16 protein-coding genes and 1 pseudogene are annotated in these 19,423 nt (G+C 72.4%); 4 read left to right on the forward strand and 13 right to left on the reverse strand.

The features are described 5' to 3' along the window. Positions 1-21 precede the first annotated feature (21 nt). The 4 genes from ABZ267_RS03710 to ABZ267_RS03725 all read left to right on the forward strand — a co-directional run bounded on the left by ABZ267_RS03710 (position 22) and on the right by ABZ267_RS03725 (position 3,192). Positions 22-789 (forward strand): enoyl-CoA hydratase-related protein, encoded by a 768-nt coding sequence (locus tag ABZ267_RS03710; protein ID WP_356748144.1) that lies wholly within the window; start codon positions 22-24, stop codon positions 787-789. Positions 790-1,132: 343 nt separating this feature from the next. Beyond that, on the forward strand, positions 1,133-1,648 hold the full coding sequence (locus ABZ267_RS03715) for an ATP-binding protein (protein WP_356748146.1): 516 nt from the start codon (positions 1,133-1,135) through the stop codon (positions 1,646-1,648). A 419-nt stretch (positions 1,649-2,067) separates the two neighbouring features. Beyond that, on the forward strand, positions 2,068-2,859 hold the full coding sequence (locus tag ABZ267_RS03720; protein ID WP_356748148.1) for a polysaccharide deacetylase family protein: 792 nt from the start codon (positions 2,068-2,070) through the stop codon (positions 2,857-2,859). 117 nt (positions 2,860-2,976) lie between these two features. Further along, positions 2,977-3,192 carry an EF-hand domain-containing protein gene (locus tag ABZ267_RS03725; protein WP_356748150.1) on the forward strand — a complete coding sequence of 72 codons (216 nt, stop codon included), beginning with the start codon at positions 2,977-2,979 and terminating at the stop codon, positions 3,190-3,192. A 124-nt stretch (positions 3,193-3,316) separates the two neighbouring features. Here ABZ267_RS03725 and ABZ267_RS03730 read toward each other — a convergent pair whose 3' ends face one another. The 13 genes and pseudogenes from ABZ267_RS03730 to ABZ267_RS03790 all read right to left on the reverse strand — a co-directional run bounded on the left by ABZ267_RS03730 (position 3,317) and on the right by ABZ267_RS03790 (position 19,328). Beyond that, positions 3,317-4,774, reverse strand: coding sequence for a carboxylesterase family protein (locus ABZ267_RS03730; protein WP_356748152.1), 1,458 nt, complete (start codon positions 4,772-4,774; stop codon positions 3,317-3,319). A 41-nt stretch (positions 4,775-4,815) separates the two neighbouring features. Next, positions 4,816-7,161 carry an N-acetylmuramoyl-L-alanine amidase gene (locus ABZ267_RS03735; RefSeq protein ID WP_356748154.1) on the reverse strand — a complete coding sequence of 782 codons (2,346 nt, stop codon included), beginning with the start codon at positions 7,159-7,161 and terminating at the stop codon, positions 4,816-4,818. Between the two features lie 276 nt (positions 7,162-7,437). Then, positions 7,438-8,415, reverse strand: a complete 978-nt coding sequence (locus ABZ267_RS03740) for a terpene synthase family protein (protein WP_356748367.1) — start codon at positions 8,413-8,415, stop codon at positions 7,438-7,440. Between the two features lie 416 nt (positions 8,416-8,831). Continuing rightward, positions 8,832-9,551 (reverse strand): zinc ribbon domain-containing protein, encoded by a 720-nt coding sequence (locus ABZ267_RS03745; protein WP_356748369.1) that lies wholly within the window; start codon positions 9,549-9,551, stop codon positions 8,832-8,834. Positions 9,552-9,959: 408 nt separating this feature from the next. After that, positions 9,960-10,022: pseudogene (locus tag ABZ267_RS03750) on the reverse strand (zinc ribbon domain-containing protein); the annotation flags it as partial. Positions 10,023-10,026: 4 nt separating this feature from the next. Continuing rightward, positions 10,027-10,617, reverse strand: coding sequence for a phage tail protein (locus ABZ267_RS03755; protein ID WP_356748155.1), 591 nt, complete (start codon positions 10,615-10,617; stop codon positions 10,027-10,029). Then, on the reverse strand, positions 10,614-12,575 hold the full coding sequence (locus ABZ267_RS03760; RefSeq protein WP_356748157.1) for a putative baseplate assembly protein: 1,962 nt from the start codon (positions 12,573-12,575) through the stop codon (positions 10,614-10,616). Before ABZ267_RS03760 ends, ABZ267_RS03755 begins: the two co-directional genes overlap by 4 nt. Continuing rightward, the gene (locus ABZ267_RS03765) at positions 12,575-13,033 is read right to left on the reverse strand and encodes a GPW/gp25 family protein (protein WP_356748159.1); all 459 of its coding nucleotides are present in this window, start codon (positions 13,031-13,033) and stop codon (positions 12,575-12,577) included. The genes ABZ267_RS03760 and ABZ267_RS03765 overlap by 1 nt, the downstream gene beginning before the upstream one ends. Further along, a complete protein-coding gene (locus ABZ267_RS03770) occupies positions 13,030-13,371 on the reverse strand; it encodes a PAAR domain-containing protein (RefSeq protein WP_356748160.1) in 342 nt (113 codons plus the stop codon). The genes ABZ267_RS03765 and ABZ267_RS03770 overlap by 4 nt, the downstream gene beginning before the upstream one ends. Positions 13,372-13,423: 52 nt before the next feature. Continuing rightward, on the reverse strand, positions 13,424-15,193 hold the full coding sequence (locus ABZ267_RS03775; RefSeq protein ID WP_356748162.1) for a VgrG-related protein: 1,770 nt from the start codon (positions 15,191-15,193) through the stop codon (positions 13,424-13,426). Then, the gene (locus tag ABZ267_RS03780; RefSeq protein WP_356748164.1) at positions 15,190-15,912 is read right to left on the reverse strand and encodes a LysM peptidoglycan-binding domain-containing protein; all 723 of its coding nucleotides are present in this window, start codon (positions 15,910-15,912) and stop codon (positions 15,190-15,192) included. Before ABZ267_RS03780 ends, ABZ267_RS03775 begins: the two co-directional genes overlap by 4 nt. A 55-nt stretch (positions 15,913-15,967) precedes the next feature. Then, on the reverse strand, positions 15,968-16,393 hold the full coding sequence (locus tag ABZ267_RS03785) for a phage tail protein (RefSeq protein WP_356748166.1): 426 nt from the start codon (positions 16,391-16,393) through the stop codon (positions 15,968-15,970). A gap of 43 nt (positions 16,394-16,436) precedes the next feature. After that, positions 16,437-19,328: a hypothetical protein gene (locus ABZ267_RS03790; protein ID WP_356748168.1), complete on the reverse strand. Its 2,892-nt coding sequence runs from the start codon at positions 19,326-19,328 to the stop codon at positions 16,437-16,439. Positions 19,329-19,423: the final 95 nt, after the last annotated feature.

Here is a 19,423-nt window from a genome sequence, read left to right on the forward strand (position 1 = left end):
AGCAGTGGTTAACCTGCCTGCATGACTGTGACCCTCGAAGTAAGCGACAACGTCGGGACGATCCGGCTGGACCGGCCGCCGATGAACGCCTTGGACGTGGCCGTCCAGGACCGGCTGCGGGAGCTCGCCGAGGAGGCCACCCGGCGCGAGGACGTGCGCGCGGTGATCCTCTACGGCGGCGAGAAGGTGTTCGCGGCCGGTGCGGACATCAAGGAGATGCAGGCGATGGACCACACGGCGATGGTCGTGCGTTCCAAGGCGCTCCAGGACTCCTTCACCGCCGTCGCCCGCATCCCCAAGCCCGTCGTCGCGGCCGTCACCGGCTACGCGCTCGGCGGCGGCTGCGAACTGGCCCTCTGCGCCGACTTCCGCATCGCCGCGGACGACGCCAAGCTCGGCCAGCCGGAGATCCTGCTCGGACTGATCCCGGGCGCCGGCGGCACCCAGCGTCTGGCCCGGCTGATCGGCCCGTCCCGGGCCAAGGACCTCATCTTCACCGGCCGCATGGTCAAGGCCGAGGAGGCCCTGACGCTCGGCCTGGTGGACCGGGTGGTTCCGGCGGCCGAAGTGTACGAGCAGGCGCACGCCTGGGCCGCGCGGCTGGCGAAGGGGCCGGCGCTGGCGCTGCGCGCGGCCAAGGAGTCGGTGGACGCCGGTCTGGAGACGGACATCGACACCGGGCTGACGGTCGAGCGGAACTGGTTCGCCGGCCTGTTCGCCACGGAGGACCGCGAGCGCGGGATGCGGAGCTTCGTCGAGGAGGGGCCCGGCAAGGCGAAGTTCATCTGAGCTTCCGAGCCCTCCGAGTCTCTGAGCCCTCGGAGCCTCTGAGCCTCTGAGTCTCTGAGTCTCTGAGTCTCTGAGTCTTCCGAATTTCTCTGAGCGCCTCTTCTGGATGCACTCCTGACGCGAGTTCATCCCTCCGAGCGGATTATCCGGGCCTTAAGGCAACCTTAAGGCCCGGTGCCGTACGCCTCCGGGCAACCTCACTCGGCCGGTACATCGCCGCAGCTCACCAGGGCCGCAGAAGTCCTCGTTCTGCCGGAGGCATATGCCAACTGCCCTGTGCGGAATGAGTTGTTCCGGGAGGTGGATTCCCTCGGAACGGCCCCGGGCGGCGATGTGTGCGTCCATGATGGTGGGCATGGCGGGCCTGGAGGGTGTGGATCAGCCGCGACCGCGCAGTAGCGCGATCGCGGCACGCTGGACATCGGGTATCGATGACGAACAGGCGTTCAAGGCGCTGGAGTTGTTCGGAAATCCGACCGAGGACGAGGTGCGGCTGCCGTCGCGGCCGGAGTCCGCGGCGACCGCCCGCCGGCTCACCTCCTGCGTGGTCCTCCGGCAGTGGGCCCTCTCGCCGCAGACCGCCGAGTACGCGGTGCTCCTCGTCTCCGAGCTCGTCGGCAACGCGGTACGCCACACCGGCGCCCGCGTCTTCGGGTTACGGATGGTGCGCCGTCGGGGCTGGATCCGGATCGAGGTGCGTGATCCCTCGCGCGGACTGCCGTGTCTGATGCCGGTGCGCGAGATGGACATCAGCGGGCGCGGACTCTTCCTCGTCGACAAGCTCTCCGACCGGTGGGGCGTGGACCTGCTGCCGCGCGGCAAGACCACCTGGTTCGAGATGCGGATCTCCGACCGCTGACACGTGAGGCCGTAAGTTGCGCCGAAACCGCTCACCATGCACAGAAGCCCCCGGTTGGCCGTGGTGCGGCGCTGCGGGAGCTTCTGTGGGGGGCCGTGAAAGGCGGGGTGTGTTCACGGCCGCTGACGGCGACCTCGCCCGGGTCAGTGGGGGTCGTGGCTCCGACTATGGCAGACGGGCGACCTCGGTGCCAAAGAGGCTTTTCGGGTGATTCTCGGGCCAATCGGTCATTTCTTGGCTGAATCGCAGGTGGGCTCGGTCACTCGCCTGGCTTTCGGTGCATTTTTATGGCGGGTCATGAATGATTCATAGATCATTTCGGTAATCGGTCAATCAGGATAATTTGCCCGTAGTGCCTCTACTCTGTCCCGGGACTCCGTCGGAATCCGTCGGACTCCGTGGAAGGCGAGGTGGTCGGGATGGACGGGCACAGGGCGCCGATGCGCCGCCGCGAGGTGCTGGGCACCGGTGCCGGACTTCTCGCGGCAGCCGCCTTCGCCGCCGGCTGCGCGCGGAGTCCTGAAGGTGCGGCGGGCGCGCCCGCGCCCTCACCCGCGTACGCCTCCACTCCCACGTCCACCACCGCGCAGGCCCCGCGCCGCTTCCCCGGCCGGCCCGTCCGGATCACCCACGGTCCCCGCGACCGGCCGCGCGTCGCGCTCACCTTCGAGGGCCGGGGCGATCCGGCGCTGGCCCGCACCGCGCTCGCCCGGATCGAACGCGCCGGCGCCCGGGTCACCGTCCTCGCCGTCGGCAGCTGGCTCGACGCGCACCCGGCCATGGCCCGCCGGATCCTCGACGGCGGCCACGAGATCGGCAACCACACCCAGAACCACCGCGACCTCGCCGCCCTCGACGAGCGCACCGCGTACGAGGAGATCACCGCCTGCGCCCGGCGGCTGCAGCGGCTCACCGGCTCCATCGGCACCTGGTTCCGCCCCTCACCCGGTCCCGACGCCACTCCGCTCGTCCAGCACCTCGCCCGGCGCGCCGGATACCCGCACGTTCTCTCGTACGACGTGGAGTCGCTCGACCACGCCGCGACCGGCGTACCGGCCGTCCTGCGCAAGGTGACGGGTGAGCTGCGGCACGGTTCCGTGGTGGGGCTGAGCCTGGCCCGGCCGGTCACCGTGGCCGCGCTGCCGCTGCTTCTCACCGAGATGGACCGGCGCGGCCTGCGCGCGGTGACGGCCACGGAGCTGCTGAGCTGACGTCAGGGGCCTCGTGCGCAGGTCGCCGGAGCCGTCACCCGTACGGGCCGATGATCCGTCACCCGAGCGGACCGATAATCTGACCCCGACATTCGGCACCACGAAGGGGCGGGAACAGTGGCGGACATCGAGTCGGCGCGGACGGTATTCGAGAAGTTCGACGCGAACGGCGACGGTCTCATCACCGCGAACGAGTACAAGAGCGCGATGGCGCAGCTGGGCGACCCGTTCGTCACCGAGACGGTGGCGCAGGCGATCATCAACGCCCACGACGGCAACGGCGACGGCCTGCTCACCTTCGGCGAGTTCTGGGCCGCGCAGAACAAGGCCTGAGCCGCGACGGACCCCCGGCCACGCTGGTCCGGCCGGGGGATCTGCGCGGCTTGCCGGTCGCGGTCGTGGTCGTTTCGGCGCTCCTCACCGAGGCCCTGGACCCGCACGGGATCTCGCTACGGTCTCAATCCCGCCGCCAGCTCCGCAACTCGTCGTCGCGCGGGGCCAGGACCACGGCCGGACCGTCCTGGCCGAAGAACCGCACCGGCCGCCGCGCGTCCCAGGCAGGCCAGCCCGGCTCACCCGTCGTCGCGAAGTCCACCCACGCCCGGTGCATCGCGTCCGCCAGCTCCTGCGGCGCGTCCGGGCCGGTCAGGGCCATGGTATCGGGATGGGCCAGCGTGTCGAAGACGAAGCCGAGCTCCAGCGCGTGACAGGCACCGAGGCGCTGTACGGGAGAGGGCCAGCCGAACTCGTAGACGTACGTGGAACCCTGGGCGCCCGCCCGTGCGTCCGCCAGGCGGTTGAGCGGGACCCGGAGCAGCAGGTCCGTGGCGAGGGCGCCGAGGAGTTCGCCGGGGGTGGCGTCGGGGCGGTTGGCCCGGTAGGTGCGGGCGGTGGCGTTCGGGACCTTGAACTTCAGCAGGGCCAGGCGGAACTTGAGACGGCCGATCCGTTCCGTGAGGCCGCTGGGGACGAACCAGAGCCGGTACTCCTCGGAGTTCGTCCCCAGCAGCAGGTCGATCCCGGCCGCCGCCGAGCCCGTACGCAGCGCCTCGGCCGGGTCCCGGTCCAGCAGCTCGCCGTCCACCACGAGCTGGAAGGAGTTGCGGCCGGTCAGTGGGTTTCCGCCGCTCGTCACCTCGGTCTGCGCGGTCAGCAGCGCCTCCGGGTCCACGGCGGCGAAGGCGGCGGCGGTGGCGGGCACGCCGAGCCGCTTGGCGATCAGCTCGGTCGTCCCGCGTGCGGCCTCCGGCGTCGAGGCGGCCGGCGCCCCGCTCTGGAGCACCGCCCGCCGGAACAGCCCCGCCGCCCGGTCCGTGGCCAGCAGCGCGCCGATGCTCACCGCTCCCGCCGACTCACCGGCCACCGTCACCCGGTCCGGATCACCGCCGAACGCCGCGATGTTGTCCCGCACCCACTCCAGCGCGGCCAGCTGGTCCAGCAGCCCCCGGTTGGCGGGCGCGTCCGGGAAGAGGGCGAAGCCCTCGACCCCGAGCCGGTAGTTGACCGAGACCAGCACCACCCCGTCCCGGGCGAACGCGGACCCGTCGTACACCGGCACCGCCGAGGAACCGTGCAGCAGCGAACCGCCGTGGATCCAGACGAGTACGGGCAGCCCTTCGGCCTCGGTGGACGGCGTCCACACATTGAGGTTGAGCCACTCCTCGCCCGCCACCGCCGGATCCGGCAGCAGCCGGTCCAGCGGCGGAGCGTAGGGGCGCTTGGGGGCGGTCGGGCCGAACGCGATCGCCTCGCGCACGCCGTCCCACGGCTCCGGCGGCTCCGGTGCGCAAAATCGCCGCGCGCCGACCGGCGCAGCCGCGTACGGAATGCCGCGGAAGACCGCGACCCCCTGCTCCACCGCACCGCGCACGGTGCCCTGCGCGGTCCTGACCTCGGCCTGCACGATGTCGGACATGGTGCGCGCCAACCCCTCTCGCGGTGCGGTGGCTCAGCGGATCACTTCAGGTGGACGAGCCCGTCCGTGGTGAGGGCCGGGCGGCCCTTCGTACCGACCACCACGATCTTGACCGTGTGCTTGGCACTGGTGGACCAGGACCGGGTCCAGATCGCGTCCCGGTACTTGGTCGTGGCGGACTTGAGGTCCACCGTGGCGACCTTCTTGCCGTCGACATAGACGTATGCCTGCCCCGAAGTGGCCGCCCGCGACACCACCCAGGCGGCTGACCGGCCGGTGAACGTCCAGGTCAGGCTGGCGTTCTTGGCGCTGCTCGTCAGAGACCTGCCGCCGAGGTAGCTGGAGGAGGACTTCACGGTCCAGGTCCCGGTCTTCTTGGCGGCGGTCTCCTGGAGGATCACCGGAGTGCCGGAGACCGAGGCGGCGGACGTGTTGCCCGCCCGGTCGTACGCCGTCATCCTCCAGGCGGTCGCCGCGCCGGACTTCGCGGTGTGCCAGGCGCTGCCCGTCGTCGGACCGTACGTCCTGGCGACGGGCGCGGTGAGCCGGACCTCCTTGAGCGCGGTGGTGTCGGTCGCCTTCCACGTGAGCGTGACCGGGACGGCGGCCGTGTTCACCGTGCCGGTGCGCAGGGTGAGCGCCGGCTTGGTGGTGAAGACCGGGGCCGTGCGCTCGACGACGATCGTGGCGGTGTTCGAGAGGGAGACCTTGCCGGACTGGTGGGTGGCCCGCACCTGCACGGAGTGCTTGCCGACCGCGAGGGTGGCCGCGGCCTTGGTGACGTTGCCCGTGACGCCGGCCACCGGCTTGCCGCCGACGAGGAGTTCGTAACCCTTGACGAAGGCGGCCGGCGTGGTCGCCTTCCAGCCGACGGTGACGGCCGACGTGGCGTAGTACGTGGCGCCGGAGGCGTTCGCTCCGGTCACCGAGGCGATGGCGAGGCCGGTGACCTTGTCGGTGACCAGGGCGGCGGCCTGCGAACGGATGCCGGGGAGCTGGTTGTAGAGGCTGAGGCCGGGGCACTCCGTGTTGAACCCGTCCCGGTGGCCGGAGAGCTGCTGGAAGGTGTAGTTCTTCCCGGCGGCGAACTTCTTGCCCGTGTGATTGCCGCCGTCCGCCCCGGCGGTCAGCATGACCGTGCCGGCCGGGTCACCTCGGTACTGGCCGAGCTTCCAGGCGGCCACCCGGGCGACCGCGTCGGTCGCGGCGCTGCTGGCCGCCGTACTCGTGTGCATGCCCATCACGGCGATCCCGGTGGTGTCCCGGTTGAAGCCGTAGGTGTGCGCGCCCATCACGGCCCGGTCCACACCGCCCTTGCGGCCCTCGAAGATCGTGCCGCACTTGTCGACCACGAAGTTGTAGCCGAGGTCCTTCCAGCCGTTCGACTTCACGTGGTACGTGTGCAGCGCGCGCACCATCGCCGGCGAGTCGGCGCAGGAGTAGGTGTTGGTCTGCGTGGTGTGGTGGACGAAGACCGCCTTGACCGAGGTCAGGTAGTCCGGTGCCTCACTGTTGAGCGACTCGTCGGCCTTCCAGGCGACCCGCGAGACGATCGGCGGCTGCGGTGCCGTGGACGGCGGTGCGGGCGGCAGCGTCGGGGTCGCGGTGGCGGTGGGCGTCGGCTTCGGTGTGACGCTCGGCGTGGGCGACGCGGTGGTGGGGGTCGGACTCGCGGTCGCGGTCCGGGTCGGGGTGGGGCTCGGGGCCGGCGGCGTCGGGGACGCGGTGGTCGGCGTCGGGGCCGGCGGCTCCGGGGAGGGATCCGCCGGCGGCTCCTCGGAGGAGGGCTCGGCGGACGGCGTCGGCTCCTCGGACGGGGTCTCCTCGGCGGCGAACGCGGCGGGTTCGGCGGCGAACGCGGCGGGTTCGGCAGCGGTCAGCGGCGTCGTGGTGCCGCCCGGGTCGACGGTGTCCAGGCGCAGCCCTTCGGGGAGCCCGGCCTTGACGCCGTCGGCGGCGCTGATCCGGACCTCGACGCCGTTGGACGGGCCGACCCAGCGCGGTTCGGTGGTGCCCCGGACGCCGGCCCGGCCGGCCTCGGTGCGTCCGTCGATCTCGGTGTCCAGAGGCAGCCAGCCGGTCCACTCGCCGGTGGCGGCGGAGCGGGTACGGGCCTCGACCTGGCCGGTCACCTTGGCGGCGGGGTCGGTCCACGTCACGCCGAGCAGACTGAACCGCTCGGTGGAGCGCTGCGGGAGCGAGGCGGTGGCACCGTCCGCGGAGGTCTTGAGCGGGGTCTGGTGGACATCCGCCTTCACGGGAGCGGACTTGGCGTCCGCCGCACCGTCAGGGGTGGAGCTGCCGGTGACGCCCTGGAACACCAGGACGCCCGTCACCGCCGCGGTGGCGACGGCGGCAGTGGTCCATATTCTTCGCTGTGATCTCACGTGTGATTTTCCCGAGGACTCTGGTGGAAGACATGGCATTCCGACCGGTCAGCCGCTGACCGGGGGCACGACGATGTGGTCGGCCCGGCCGGTGGGGCGACCCGGGACACGCTTGCGCGGGACAGTCTTCCACGTGATCGCTTCTGATCGGGCTTGTTCTTTCCCGATCTGCCGCGATGTGATCCGATCGAGCCCGTCGGAGGTGCGGGACCGGCCCGTAGGGCTTGGAAGGCTTCCACCCTCCAAGCCCTGGCCCTGGTCGCTCTCCGGTGGTTCTCAGGCGGCGAAATACTGGGACATCGAGTTCCGTGCGTCCAGCTCCACCAGGTCCGGGCGGGTGTAGCGTTCGGCGCGCGCGTGATAGTCGAAGTCGCCGCGTACGAGACTCCGGTAGTCCTGTACGCACCGTTCGAGAGCGGCCCGGGTCGTGGAACTGATCCCCGCCGCGTCGATTTCCTCGGTCAGTTCTTTTTCGGCCCGCACCACGCGCTCGGCAATACGTGCCAGTTGAATTCCGGCCTCGTCGACGGCTTCCTGGAGCGTGGATCCGCGGTCACGCTGGATGAGCCGCACCGCATTGTGCTCGTAGCCGAGCGCGGCTTCCTTCTCGAACGAGCAGATGTCGTTGCAGAGCCCGGAATGATCGGTCACCGCGTTCCGCAGAGCGATGTACGCGGGCAGGCTCCGGGCGGAATCCGGCAGATCGATTCCGGCGGTGATCTCATGGAGATCCAGGAACGGCTGCATGGCCACCGAGTCCCGGCGGTGCTTGACGAAGTCCGCCCGGCTCGGCACCTGCCCGGCCGCGCGCTCGACCGCCTCCGCGTAGTACGTCCAGAGCCAAGCCGCCGTGTCCCGCCGGAACTGCCGGTTCCACTGCGGCGAACGGTCGCGGCAGGTCCGCTCGCGGAGCCCGGCGAGCGCCCGCTCCATCGGCCCGCGCGGCTCCGCGCCGTCGAACACGTCCACCAGCCGCGTGATCGCCGCCTCGCACATCAACGGGTCACGTCCGGCCGGGCCGTCGTCGAACTCGTCGTCCACCAGGAAGGCCCAGAACAGCCATTGGCAGAACAGGTCCAGATGGTGCTGCGACGCTTTCGGGAAGATGAGGGAAATCCAGAGTTCGGGCCGGGTGCGGATCATCTTCCTGCGGGCCGGAACGGAGAGAATCAGTCCCTCCGCTTCCGCCCATTCCCAGGCGGCCTCCCTGGTTTTCTCCAGACCCGGATTGCACCCTGCGCTGGCGAACGGCATATGAAACGCCGGTAACGTTATCTGGCTCATTGCTGCCCCTCGTCGAATGAGTACGGATGGGCGATGCGCACCGCGCATTCCCGGTGATCGCGCATGGGCGCGCTCCCGCCGGAGGGCGGCCGCCGGGTGTCCGTATGTCCTGGCCAAGAGGTGACCGTACGAGGTGAGCCGGTCATCACTGTCCTTCTCTCCTCCGCCGGGGTGGGGCACCGGAGATGGGTCGACGAGCCGACGAGGCCGACCGCGTCACCATGCGTGAGGCTTAGTCAACCCCCTGTGGAGGGGGGGAGGGAAGCCATATGTGACCGAAATTGCTTCATCGGTCAGAACTGCTGCGCAGCTATGAGCAGTTGAGGGGTTTCTGGGACTGAATGCCACCGGCGGGGCCTGGCGTGCCGCGCCGGTGGCCCCGCCGGTCAGGTGCGCTTGAAGAACTCGATCTCTCCGAGCGCGATCGGACGGCCCTTGGCCTGGCCCGCCGCGTCGCGGAGGACCAGCCGGACGGAGACGACGTCGCTGATGCCGGTCCGTACCGTCTGCTCTCCGGGTTTGTCGTTGAGCGTCAGCTGCTTCTCGTGGACCGTGCCGTCCGCCGTTTCGACGATCAGCTCCGCCCGGATCGGCCGCGGCTCGCGCCGGAACTCCTCCGGCTCCTTCGACGCACCGGTGTGCAGGACGACGCCGACCAGCCGGAACGGCGTGTCGAAGGTGCACGTCAGCGACGCGCCCAACGACGGCGCGCCCCAGTACTTGTTGGTCAGGCCGTCGATGGCCGCGCGCGCCGGGTGGCCCGGGGCCGCGCCGCTCGCGGTCGCTCCGGACGGGCTGATCTCCGCCGTGCCGCCGAGCTTGTCCCGTACGTCCTCGAAGAGCACGCGGCCGGCCGGCAGGAACAGGAAGCCCACGAAGAGCAGACCGACGACCGCCAGGATCAGCAGGATCCGGCGCAGCGCCCGGCCCGACCGGACCCGTACGCGGCGGTGGAACGGCCACACCGTGCGCCACCACGGCAACGGCGCGGTCTCCTCCTTGGGGCGGAGCGGGGCCGCGCAGCGCCGGCAGAACCGCCGGCCGGGCAGGTTCGGCGTACCGCAGGCCGGACACGGCGGCCCGTCCGGCGCCTCGTCCGCCTCCACCGGCCGCACCACGGGCCGCCGAGCGACGGGCTTGGCCGGCTGGACGGCGCCTATGGGGGCCTCGGGCTCGGGTGCGGGTGCGGGTCGTGCGGGCGGAGGTGGTGCGGGAGGCGCCGGGCGTACGGGGGTGGGGCGCGCCGGTTCGGTGGGCGGAGCGGGTTCACGCGCAGGCGTCGGCGCACGTTCCGGACGCGGCTCGGGTTCCGGCTGAGGCGTCGGTGCCGGTGCGGGAATCGGTGGTGCCGGCGGTGGCGTCGGCTGAGGCTGCGGTTCCGGTTCCATTTCCGGTTCCGGGTCCGGCCGTCGGGTCGGCTCCGGCTCCGGCTGTGGCGCCGGAACGGGCTCCGGCTCCGGCTCCGGTGTCGGCGGTGTGCGCCGAGGCTCCGTCGACCATCCCAGGTACGACCCGCAGTTGCCGCAGAAGTCGTCGTCCTCGCGGTTGGCCGTACCGCATGCCGGGCACGAGCGCATCGCGTCAGCCTCCTGTCTCTACGGGCGTCACGTCAGGTGCTGCTTCCGGCGGGCCCGGCAGGATCTCCACCCGGCAGGTGAGGTGGACCGGGCACGAGGCCGTCACCACGTCCAGGAGCCTGTTCTCGTCCACCGTGGCTCCGGGCGCCACCGGCCAGACCCGGACCAGCAGTTCGCCGGTCGGCGGCGGAGGCAGCTCCGTACCCGGACGGTCCGACCACGCCACGCCACCGCCGTCCCGTACGTCGGCGTGGACGCCGAAGCAGAGGCGGAGGTGGTCGACCAGGCCGCGGCGGGTGGAGCGCCAGCGGTGCAGCTCCACCGCGCGGGCCACCACCGCCCGTTGCAGCTCCGGCGGCCAGTCGGGGTCGATGCCCGCGCCGACCCAGGTCGCCAGCCACGGCAGGAAGTCGGCCGGGGCCAGAGCCGGGTCGAAGTAGGCGGGCAGGTTGTCCAGGGTGGAGAGGACCGGGGCCAGGACCGTGTCGAGGCCCGCCGTGAAGCGCTGGGCCAGGTCGTCGTCGGCGTACAGGGCGGGCAGCAGTTCGCCGATCGGGTAGCGGCTCGGCAGCCCGGGTACGGCGGCCCGGCTCATACGCCCTCACCCGGCCCGCTCGCCGTGACGATCACCTGGTGCTGGTGCGAGAAGACCAGCGCGCCCGGAGCCACGTCGATCCGGTCCACCGCGCCCCCGCGCCGCCCGGAGATCGGGTCCGCCGGGAAGAGCCGGACCTCCTCCACCAGACCGGCGCCCCGCACCCCTTGGAGCACCGCGAACACCTCCCCGTACTGCACCGGCCGCCCGAACGGCCACCCCGTACCGTGCGCGCCGCCGCGCAGCGGGTCGATCAGCCGGAACAGGGCCTCCAGCGCCTCCGCGCGCACCCGGTCCACGTCACCCGGCGCCGCGACCAGCCGGGCCACCACCGTGACGCCCTGGTAGGCGGGCGGCTCCACGACCAGCCGGGTGCCGACCAGGCGGCGCTCGTCCAGCCGTTCCGCGACCGCCGCCAGCACCTGGTCCGACGGGATCAGCTGCTCGAACCGCAGGTGGCCGCCCTCGTCCGGCACCGCGTCCGGCACGACCAGCACCCGTACCGCACCGGCCTCGCCCGCCACCGCCGGCAGACACCGCACCCGGCGCAGCGAAGGCGCCGCCTCACGGGCGATGACCTCGTGGTCCCGCGCGGTGACGGCCCGCTCCTGCACCCGCAGGATGTTCGGCGCGCGCACCTTGGCGTTCTCGACGGTCTCTCCGTCCACGCCTCCGGTCGCCGCCTCACGGTTGTCGACGCCCGCGACGTACGGGACCGAGCTGCGCAGCACCGAGATCGCACCCCGGGCCACGTTCCCGGCCGACCCGCCGCCCGTGCGGTAACGCGGTACGCGGAGCTGGGCGCCCTTCTCCGGGACGGCGCCGTACGCGCGCATCGTGCCGTCCTCCGCCCGTACCTCCGGCGGGAACGCGAACTCGCCGGAGACCGCGTCGATCCGGACGTGCCGGTCACCGGGCGCGGAGGCGCCGAAGTGCTCGACCGGCGTCCAGACCTGCCAGCCCTCGGTGGTCGACACCTGCACCACCGGCGGGTCGCCGTCCATCAGCAGCGGCACCCGGCTCACCGAGAACCGCTGCCCGGCCACGCCCTCCGAGATCCCGAGCTCCACGTCGTACACCGTCTCCGCGTGCTCGACGGCCGCCGTACCGCCGACCGTGAACACCTCGGCCTCGCGGATCGTCGGCGACTCCGAGTAGAACGGCTGACCCGGCTCGGCCGGCGTCACGCGGCAGCGCAGCCAGCCGGCCCGCGTACCAGCGACCACGGACGCGGTGTGCCCGGCCGGGACGAACACGATGACCTCGCCGGGCCGGTTGAGCCCGCCGGTGGTGTCGTCACCGGTCGCGCACTCCACCCACCGGGCCCCGTCCCACGCCTCCCACACCAGCGGCGGCTGCCGCGGGTCCACGCCGACGCCCTCCACCCGGCTGTCCAGGCGCACGGCGACGATGCAGCGCGGTACGGCGGCGGGCAGCCCGAACAGCAGCGCGTCACCCGGCTCCGGGCGCGGCGAGAAGCACGGGATGTCCTTGCCCGCGCCGAGCGGCCCGGTCCGGTCGGTCTGGTCGCCGGTCTTCGGCGCGGTGACCAGCCGGACCAGCTCGCTCGGCACGATCGGCAGCTCCTCGGAGGTGGTGAACACCACCGGCTCCTCCGCCTCGCCGCGCGCGGTCGCCACCTCCGTACCGGCGGACAGGTGCACGGTCTCCGGCTGCGGCGCGGACAGCCAGAAGTCGACCTCGGCGCGGGCCACGGTCGGCGGGAACAGCGTCACGCCGAGCAGGTCCAGGAAGGCCGCGTAGTTCTTGTCCGGCACCCGGTTCAGCCGGTACAGCAGCTGGTCGACCATGTACGCGAACGTCTCGATCAGCGTGACGCCGGGGTCCGACACGTTGTGGTCGGTCCACTCCGGCGAGCGCTGCTGCACGTACCGCTTGGCCTCGTCGACGAGCTGCTGGAAGCGGCGGTCGTCCAGGTTGGGGGAGGGGAGGGCCATCAGCGCACACCCGCCTCGGACGAGCCCTCTTCCGATGGGATCGTGTAGAAGGGGAACACCAGGTTGCGCAGGTCGTTGGTGGCCCGCACGGTGTAGCGCACGTCGATGTAGAGCGTGCCTTCCTCGATGGCGTCGAACGCGATCACCACGTCCGTCACCTCGATCCGTGGCTCCCACCGCTCCAGCGACGTACGGACCTCCTGCGCGATCCGGCCGGCGGTCGCGCCGTCACCGGGTGCGAAGACGTAGTCGTGGATGCCGCAGCCGAACTCCGGCCGCATCGGCCGCTCACCCGGTGCCGTACCGAGGATCAGGCCGATGGCCTCCTCGATCTCCTTGTCCCGCTCGACCAGGGCGATCCCGCCGGTCGGGCCGGTGCGCAGCGGGAAGCCCCAGCCGCGTCCGATGAAGCCGCTGCCGGAACCCCTGAGAGCGCCGGTGTATCCGTCGCCGGTCACATCGGGCCTCCGATCAGGACGTTCGGCGCGCCGGTGAGGATGACCGCACCGCAGGTGGTCCTGTCGCCCACCCGGGCGGCGGGCATGCCGCCGATCAGCACCTGGCCCGTGAGCGCCGCGGCGGGGTTGGGCATGATCACGTTGGCGGCCGCGAGCGCCGCGTGCGGCGGGACGACGCAGACGTGCAGACTGCCGGGCCGGGGCGGGGTGACGCTCGAGGTGACGGCCGCGGGCCGACCGCCGATCCACACGGTGGCAACGGCCGGCGCGCCCGGAGGCGGTGTGCCGATGACGCCGCCGTGGGCGGTGCTGTCGCCCGATCGGGCTGCGGGGGGCATGGCCGGGATTCTCCTTGCTGTGAAAGGGACTGGGGAGTGAGCGGGTCGGGCGTCAGTTGATGCGGATGAGCTTGGCCTTCAGGACCGCCAGCAGTCCGCCGTCCACCGTGACGCCCGTCTTGCCGTTGATGGTCACCGACCGCCCCTTGACCTCGACGTTGCCCGTGCCGGCGTCGAGTGTGATGCCGGATGAGGAGAGCGTCACGGCGCTCTGCGGGCGCTTGGAGCCGGGCACGAACACGGTCAGCGCGATCTCGTTCTTCCGCTCGTCCAGCGTGACTTCGAGCCGCTTGTTGCCGCTGGCCAGCCGGACGCCGGACGGGCCGCGCGGCGTGTCCAGCAGCTCCAGCCGGTTGCCCGAACGCGACACCAGAGAGCGGCGGTTGACCTTGCCGCTGGTCTTGTCGACGAGCGGTACGTCGTGCTCGGACGGGCGGTCGATGCCGTTGTACAGGCCGCCGAGCACATACGGGCTGTCCAGCAGCCCCTGCTCGAAGCCGACCAGCACCTCGTCGTTGACCTCCGGGCTGAACACCCCGCCGCCGCCGTTGCCGCCCCACTGCACCGTACGGACCCAGTCGGTGACGTACGTGTCGTCGAGCCACGGGAACTTCAGCCGCACCCAGCCCCGTTGGCCCTTGCCTTCGCGGATGTCGGTGACCACGCCGATCGCCAGCCCCGGCATGCGCGGACCGCGCGAAGGGGCTCCGCCACCGGTCAGTCCGGCCAGGGAGCGGTCGGGCGAGGCGCTGACGATGACGGTGGTGCGGTAGCCGCCGTCCGGTTCCAGGACATGGTGCGCGGCGGTGGCGGTGTAGCGGCCGGAGAAGGCCGGGCCGACGTTGCCGAGCGCCACGGGCGCGCCCGCGCGCAGTCGCGGGTTGCCGAAGGCGACGGCCTCGATCTCACCGAAGCCCGAGCTGACCGAGGCCGCCACCGCACCGGCGACGGCGGTGGTCTCCGCCTGGGTCCGGTACGGAGTGTCGGCGACGGTCACGCGGGCCTTCGCGCCGAACGCTCCGGCCGCCACCGACGGGCTCATCCCCGGTGTCACGGTCTTGCTGCGCACGGACTGCTCCCGCGCCACGAGCCGCGTCTTGGTGTCGACGTTCCAGCCGCGCACCTCCACGTCCCCGGCCCCGTCCGCGCCGGTCACCACCGCCCGCAGCGCGAGCAGGTTGTCGCCGTACTCCAGGACCATCGGGTTCCTGGCGGCCCGGGTGTCGGGCGACGGCGCTGCGGAGGCGGGCTTCGGCTTGGTGAACTGGAGCACGCCCTTGTCGTCCACCCGCACCTGCGCACCGCTCTCGGCCGCCAGATGCTGGAGGAACTCCCAGTCGGAGACGTTGGGCTGGGTCAGCTGCTTGTACGTGATCGGCGCCGCCTCGACCCTGCCGCAGGTCAGCCCGGCGCTCGCGGCGACCTTGCGGACGATGTCCGCCGTCTTCATGTTCCGGTACGCCACCACCTTCCGGCCGCGCTGGAGCCGGTGCGCCTTGGAGAGCGCGCGGATCACGGTGAACGTGCCGGTGGTGTCGTGGTCCAGCTCGATCGCCGTCACCTCACCGGTGAACAGCCGCTCGCGGACCCGGTCCGCCACGGTGACGACGGAGATCTTCAGCGGGGTGCCGAGCGTGATCCCGCTCTCGCTGAGCAGATCGTGGTCCGGGTCCCGGTACATCAGCACGGCCGTGTCCGGCAGCCCGACGTTCTCGTCGACCACACAGCTCACCAGCTGCGCGGCCCAGCCCAGCGGCAGTTCGACCGGTATCTCCACGATCGGATCGGCGGCGAAGGGACGCCCCGGGGAGGCGGGGCTCATCGGCCGGCCTCCGCGAGGTGGTCTTCCAGTCCGGGCACGAGGAGTTCACTGCCCGGGACCAACTGCATCGGGTTGTCGATGTTGTTGGCGTCCGCGATCGTCCGCCAGGCCGTGGCATCGCCGTACTCGCGCCAGGCCAGCAGCGGCAGACTGTCCCCTGCCACGACCCGGTGCGTCCGCCGCGCCTCCTTCGAACCCGAGGTCGGGTTCTGGCCCGCGGGATCGACGCTCGCCTCCTCGATGGAGAGGGAGCAGGTGGCGCGCAGCGGCTTCCCGTCCACGTCGAACAGCGTGTACGAGACGGAGAGGTTGGACAGTACGCCGTCGAACGAGGTCGTCCGCGACGTGCCCCAGTCGAACCGCACCCACGGGCTCGCGGGCGTCTTGCGCGCGAGGCTCGTCGGCGTCGGCACACAGGCGATCATCAGCTGCTCCACCGCCTTCTCCACGGAGTTGTCGTGGGTGGCCGTCGCGTCGAGGAACACCTCCAGGGAGAGCGAGCGAGGTCCGCTCCCGACGAACTCGGGCAGCGCGGACTGGCCGGCCATCCGGGACGGAGTGCGCCGCCACTCGGTGCTCTTGCTCAGCGACAGCTTGTTCGGGTTGAACTGGAGGGTGAGCTGGGCGAGTTTGCCGCCGGGCTTGGCGCCGACGGTCGACGGCGGTTCCATGATGGTCAGTTGGGCGCGCGCACGGCTCGCACGGAGAGCGGGTGACATGGCGTACCTCCTTCCTGGTGTTCCTGGATCTTTCGGCAGGCGAAGTGACGGGACATCAGGACGGCTCCAGGCCCTCGTGCGCGATCTCCAACGTCTCCACCGCCGCCTGGGAGTTGGCGGGATCGAAGGACGGGCCCTGCCAGCGCACCGGCACGATGCCCTGCACCTGCCAGCTGATGATCCGGCTGAGGTCCGGCCGCAGCGCGACGATCTCGCCGTCCTTGGGCTCGACGCGCCGGATCGTCTCGTTGAGCCAGCGCGCGATCTTCATCGTGTCGGCGGTGACCGGGCGGGTCAGCGTGATGTTGGTCCAGGTGATGCGTCCGGGCAGGTGCCAGGTGAAGCCGTTGTTGCCGCCCTCGGCGTACGTCTCCATCTCGACCTCGGCGCCCAGGCCCGAGCAGGTGTGGAAGGCCCCGAGGTCGCTGCCGCCGATCACGAGCTTGAAGAACACGCTCGTGGCGAAGATGTTGTCCGTCATGCCGATTCTCGTCTTCTGTGGTGGTCAAGGGCGGTGCGTGCTGTCAGCGGCGGCCGTCGTGGAGCCGTCCGGCGCGCTCCCGGCCCCGGCGCATGTCGGCGCGGATGAGCCGGCTCACGGGGTCGAGGAGGCGGCGGGCCAGCTCCTCGATCTCGGCTCCGGAGAGGCGGGCCGTGGTGCTGGCCGCGTTGCCGGCCGGCGTCTCGGCGGTGGGCGTCTCGGTGGTGGGCGCGAAGCCGGACCGGTCGTCGTCGGCCGCGCGCTGGACGGCGCTCGGTGCGCTGCCTGGCCGCGAGCCCTTTGACGGGACCGCCTTGACCGGGACGCCGCTGATGCCGGCCCGGGCGGCGGCGCGTTGCAGCACCTGTGCCTGTGTGGAGGGCTGTCCTGTGGTGCCGGTGGTGCCGGTGGTGCCGGTGGTGCCGGTCGGGCCGGATGCCGACGTGTGCGGGCGCGGAGGGACCCGTACGGAGAGGGGTGGCGGGCTGGCCGGGGGCGCGCCGCCGCCGGGCGCCGGGCCGGCGGGCGCCGGGCCGGCGGGCGCCGGGCCGGCGGGGTCCGGCACGACCGGCAGCGGCATCCGCTGGACGGGTACGACGGTGGCTCCGGGCCGAGTGGCCACGGGAGGGTGGGGGCGGACTACCGGGATCTGGGCGGGGGTTGGGGCCGGGGCCGGCGGTGCTATGGAGGGCCTGGGCTGCGGTGAGGCCGTTGAGGGGCCGGTCAATGGGAGGGACGCCGGTCGGACGGTCGGTGGCCGGCTGCCGTGGTGCGTGGAGGGGCCGGTGGGGCTGGGTGACGACGGGGTCGTTGCCGGACCTCGTACCGGCCCACGTAGGGAACGGCGTTGTACGAGCCGCTGGAGCGCGCCGCCGATCGCGGACCGGCGCTGGGCCGGGGCGGTGGCGGCTTTCGGCTTGGGGACGGAGGTGACTTGTGGGTCGGTGGTCTCGCCGGTGGTGCGTTCGTTGGTGGTGCGCCGGGGTGCGGAGGGTGCGCGGACGACACGGTGGACGGTGGCGCCGGGGAGCGAGCCGCCGTCGGCCGTTGTTGTTGCTGCCGTCATCGGGGCCGGGCCGAGGGTACGGGTGCGGTGCGGCGCGATCGGTGCGGTGGCGGTGGCGGTGGTGGGATCGGCGGGACGGGTGCGGGGTGGGTTGCGCCGGGGCGTCGCACCCGCTGACGTCCGGCGCTCCCCGGACTGCGTGTCGCCGGACCGTGTGTCGCCGGTCCGCGTGCTGCCGGGCTGCCCGGTGCCGGTCCGCGCGTTCGGCGTTCGTGTGTGGCTGCTGGTCGCCAGGGCACCAGGGGCCGTCGCTCCGGGTGTCGACCGCTGTACGTCACGGCTCCAGGTGGCTGCCACGACCGGGCGTGGCGCGGTGCCGGCCGCGGTCGTCACCACCGGTGCCGAGAACCCTTCGGCAGCACCGGTGTTCACCTTCAGGTCCCGGCCCGAGAGCAAGGTGCGCGAACGCTGGACGGTGGGCGACAGCGCCGGGCCACCGGTGGTGGCGGTGGCCCGTCCGTCCTCTCGCTTCGGGCCGATGCTCCGGATGCGGACCGGTGCCGGGGGAGCGGTGTTGCCGGATGCGGGCGTGCCTGTATCCGTACCAGCGCTGGTACGAGGGTGGTCGCCGTCCACCGCGCGTTGTACGGGTGCGGGCCGGGCGGATGCCGGGGCCGAGCGGACCGGCATGTTCGGCGAGGTGCTCGGGGTGCTCGTCGCCGTCGGTGGTGTGGTGGCCTGCGGCGGTGTGGTCTGCGAGGACGGTGTGGCCGTCGGACCCGGTCGCGTACGCCGACGGTCACCGAGGAGCGGTGCGTCGCGCTGGACACGGGCGGTCGACGGGAGCGAGGCGAGGGGCGCGCCGATGCCGCCGCGCGTACGGGCACGTGACCCGACGGGTGCGTCGGTGGGTCGCGTGGGCTCCGGGGTGCCGGCGCGTTGTGCCTGAGCCGGCGAAGGCGTCACGGTCGGTGAGGCCGTCTCCGTTGCCTCCGAGATCTGCCGCTGGAGTACCGGCATGGCCGCCGCCTCCTGTCCTTCCGGGGCAGAGGGTAGGGGTCGTCCTTGCCCTGCCGGGCCTGAAGTGATGGCCTCGGAGGGCAGCTCCCGCAGGGGCTTGCCCAGAGCGGGGCGTACGGCCTCGGGAGCGGGAGCCGGTGTGTGGCCGGGGCTCTCCGGCCGCGCGGTGGCGGTGGCCTGCTCGGTCTTCCGGTGCGTGGCCGCGCTCCGCTGCACGGGGTCCGGAGCGGTGGCCGGTGCGGCGGTTGGAGTGGGCTCGGCCGGTCGGGGCGGCGTGGCCGGAGCGGCCGGGGACAGGCCGGTGATCCGCCGGAGCCGCATGGCCGGACGCCTGGCGACGGTCAGTGGTGGTGCGGTACGCCGAGGGCGTACGGCGGCCGGCCGCGCACGCTCGACAGCCGGAGCCGGAGCGGCGGCAGCCTGGGTCGCGGGAGCCGGAGAGGTCGGTGCCGCACCGGCCTTCGCAGCCCGCTGCACCGTCGGCATGGCTGCCGAACCCGAACCCGAGCCCGGACGCGAGCCCGCGTCCGGACCGACGACAGGGCCCACGGCCGCGCCCGCACCAGGACCCGGTCCAGGCGTGACGGACCCCGCCTCCACCTCCCGTACCGGCTTCCGCGTCGTGCCGCCCGACCGCCGCACCGACGCACTCCGCGCCGGCGTCCCACCACCCGCGCGCGCCGCCAACGCAGCCGTCCCGGCCTCCGCATCCGCCTCCGCACCCTCCGGCCGGGCCGCCCGCAGCAGCAGTGGGCCGCCAGGAGAGGCCGAGCGCGCGGAGCCCGGGCGGGTCACGCCGTGGATGAGGCCCACCGGGGCCGACGGCAGGACGGCGTGGCCGAGTTCGCCGCCGAGCGTCGGGTTCTGCCAGGAGGCGAGCTGCGACCGGAACCGCAGTCCGTCGCTCACCCCGATCGAAGCCCGGGCAACGGTCACCGCGGGCGGAGCAACCTGACGCCAGCCACCGTCCCAGTCGGTACCCGAGCCACCGGCGGGCTCGGCAG

It is taken from the genome of Streptomyces sp. NPDC006174 (assembly GCF_040614075.1).
GTDB lineage: Bacteria > Actinomycetota > Actinomycetes > Streptomycetales > Streptomycetaceae > Streptomyces.

Coding starts and splice junctions, on each gene's coding strand:
- ABZ267_RS03715 (WP_356748146.1), top strand. CDS start 1,133: ATGATGGTGGGCATGGCGGGCCTGGAGGGTGTGGATCAGCCGCGACCG.
- ABZ267_RS03720 (WP_356748148.1), top strand. CDS start 2,068: ATGGACGGGCACAGGGCGCCGATGCGCCGCCGCGAGGTGCTGGGCACC.
- ABZ267_RS03785 (WP_356748166.1), bottom strand. CDS start 16,393: ATGACGGACAACATCTTCGCCACGAGCGTGTTCTTCAAGCTCGTGATC.
- ABZ267_RS03780 (WP_356748164.1), bottom strand. CDS start 15,912: ATGTCACCCGCTCTCCGTGCGAGCCGTGCGCGCGCCCAACTGACCATC.
- ABZ267_RS03710 (WP_356748144.1), top strand. CDS start 22: ATGACTGTGACCCTCGAAGTAAGCGACAACGTCGGGACGATCCGGCTG.
- ABZ267_RS03730 (WP_356748152.1), bottom strand. CDS start 4,774: ATGTCCGACATCGTGCAGGCCGAGGTCAGGACCGCGCAGGGCACCGTG.
- ABZ267_RS03755 (WP_356748155.1), bottom strand. CDS start 10,617: ATGAGCCGGGCCGCCGTACCCGGGCTGCCGAGCCGCTACCCGATCGGC.
- ABZ267_RS03770 (WP_356748160.1), bottom strand. CDS start 13,371: ATGCCCCCCGCAGCCCGATCGGGCGACAGCACCGCCCACGGCGGCGTC.
- ABZ267_RS03760 (WP_356748157.1), bottom strand. CDS start 12,575: ATGGCCCTCCCCTCCCCCAACCTGGACGACCGCCGCTTCCAGCAGCTC.
- ABZ267_RS03740 (WP_356748367.1), bottom strand. CDS start 8,415: ATGCCGTTCGCCAGCGCAGGGTGCAATCCGGGTCTGGAGAAAACCAGG.
- ABZ267_RS03775 (WP_356748162.1), bottom strand. CDS start 15,193: ATGAGCCCCGCCTCCCCGGGGCGTCCCTTCGCCGCCGATCCGATCGTG.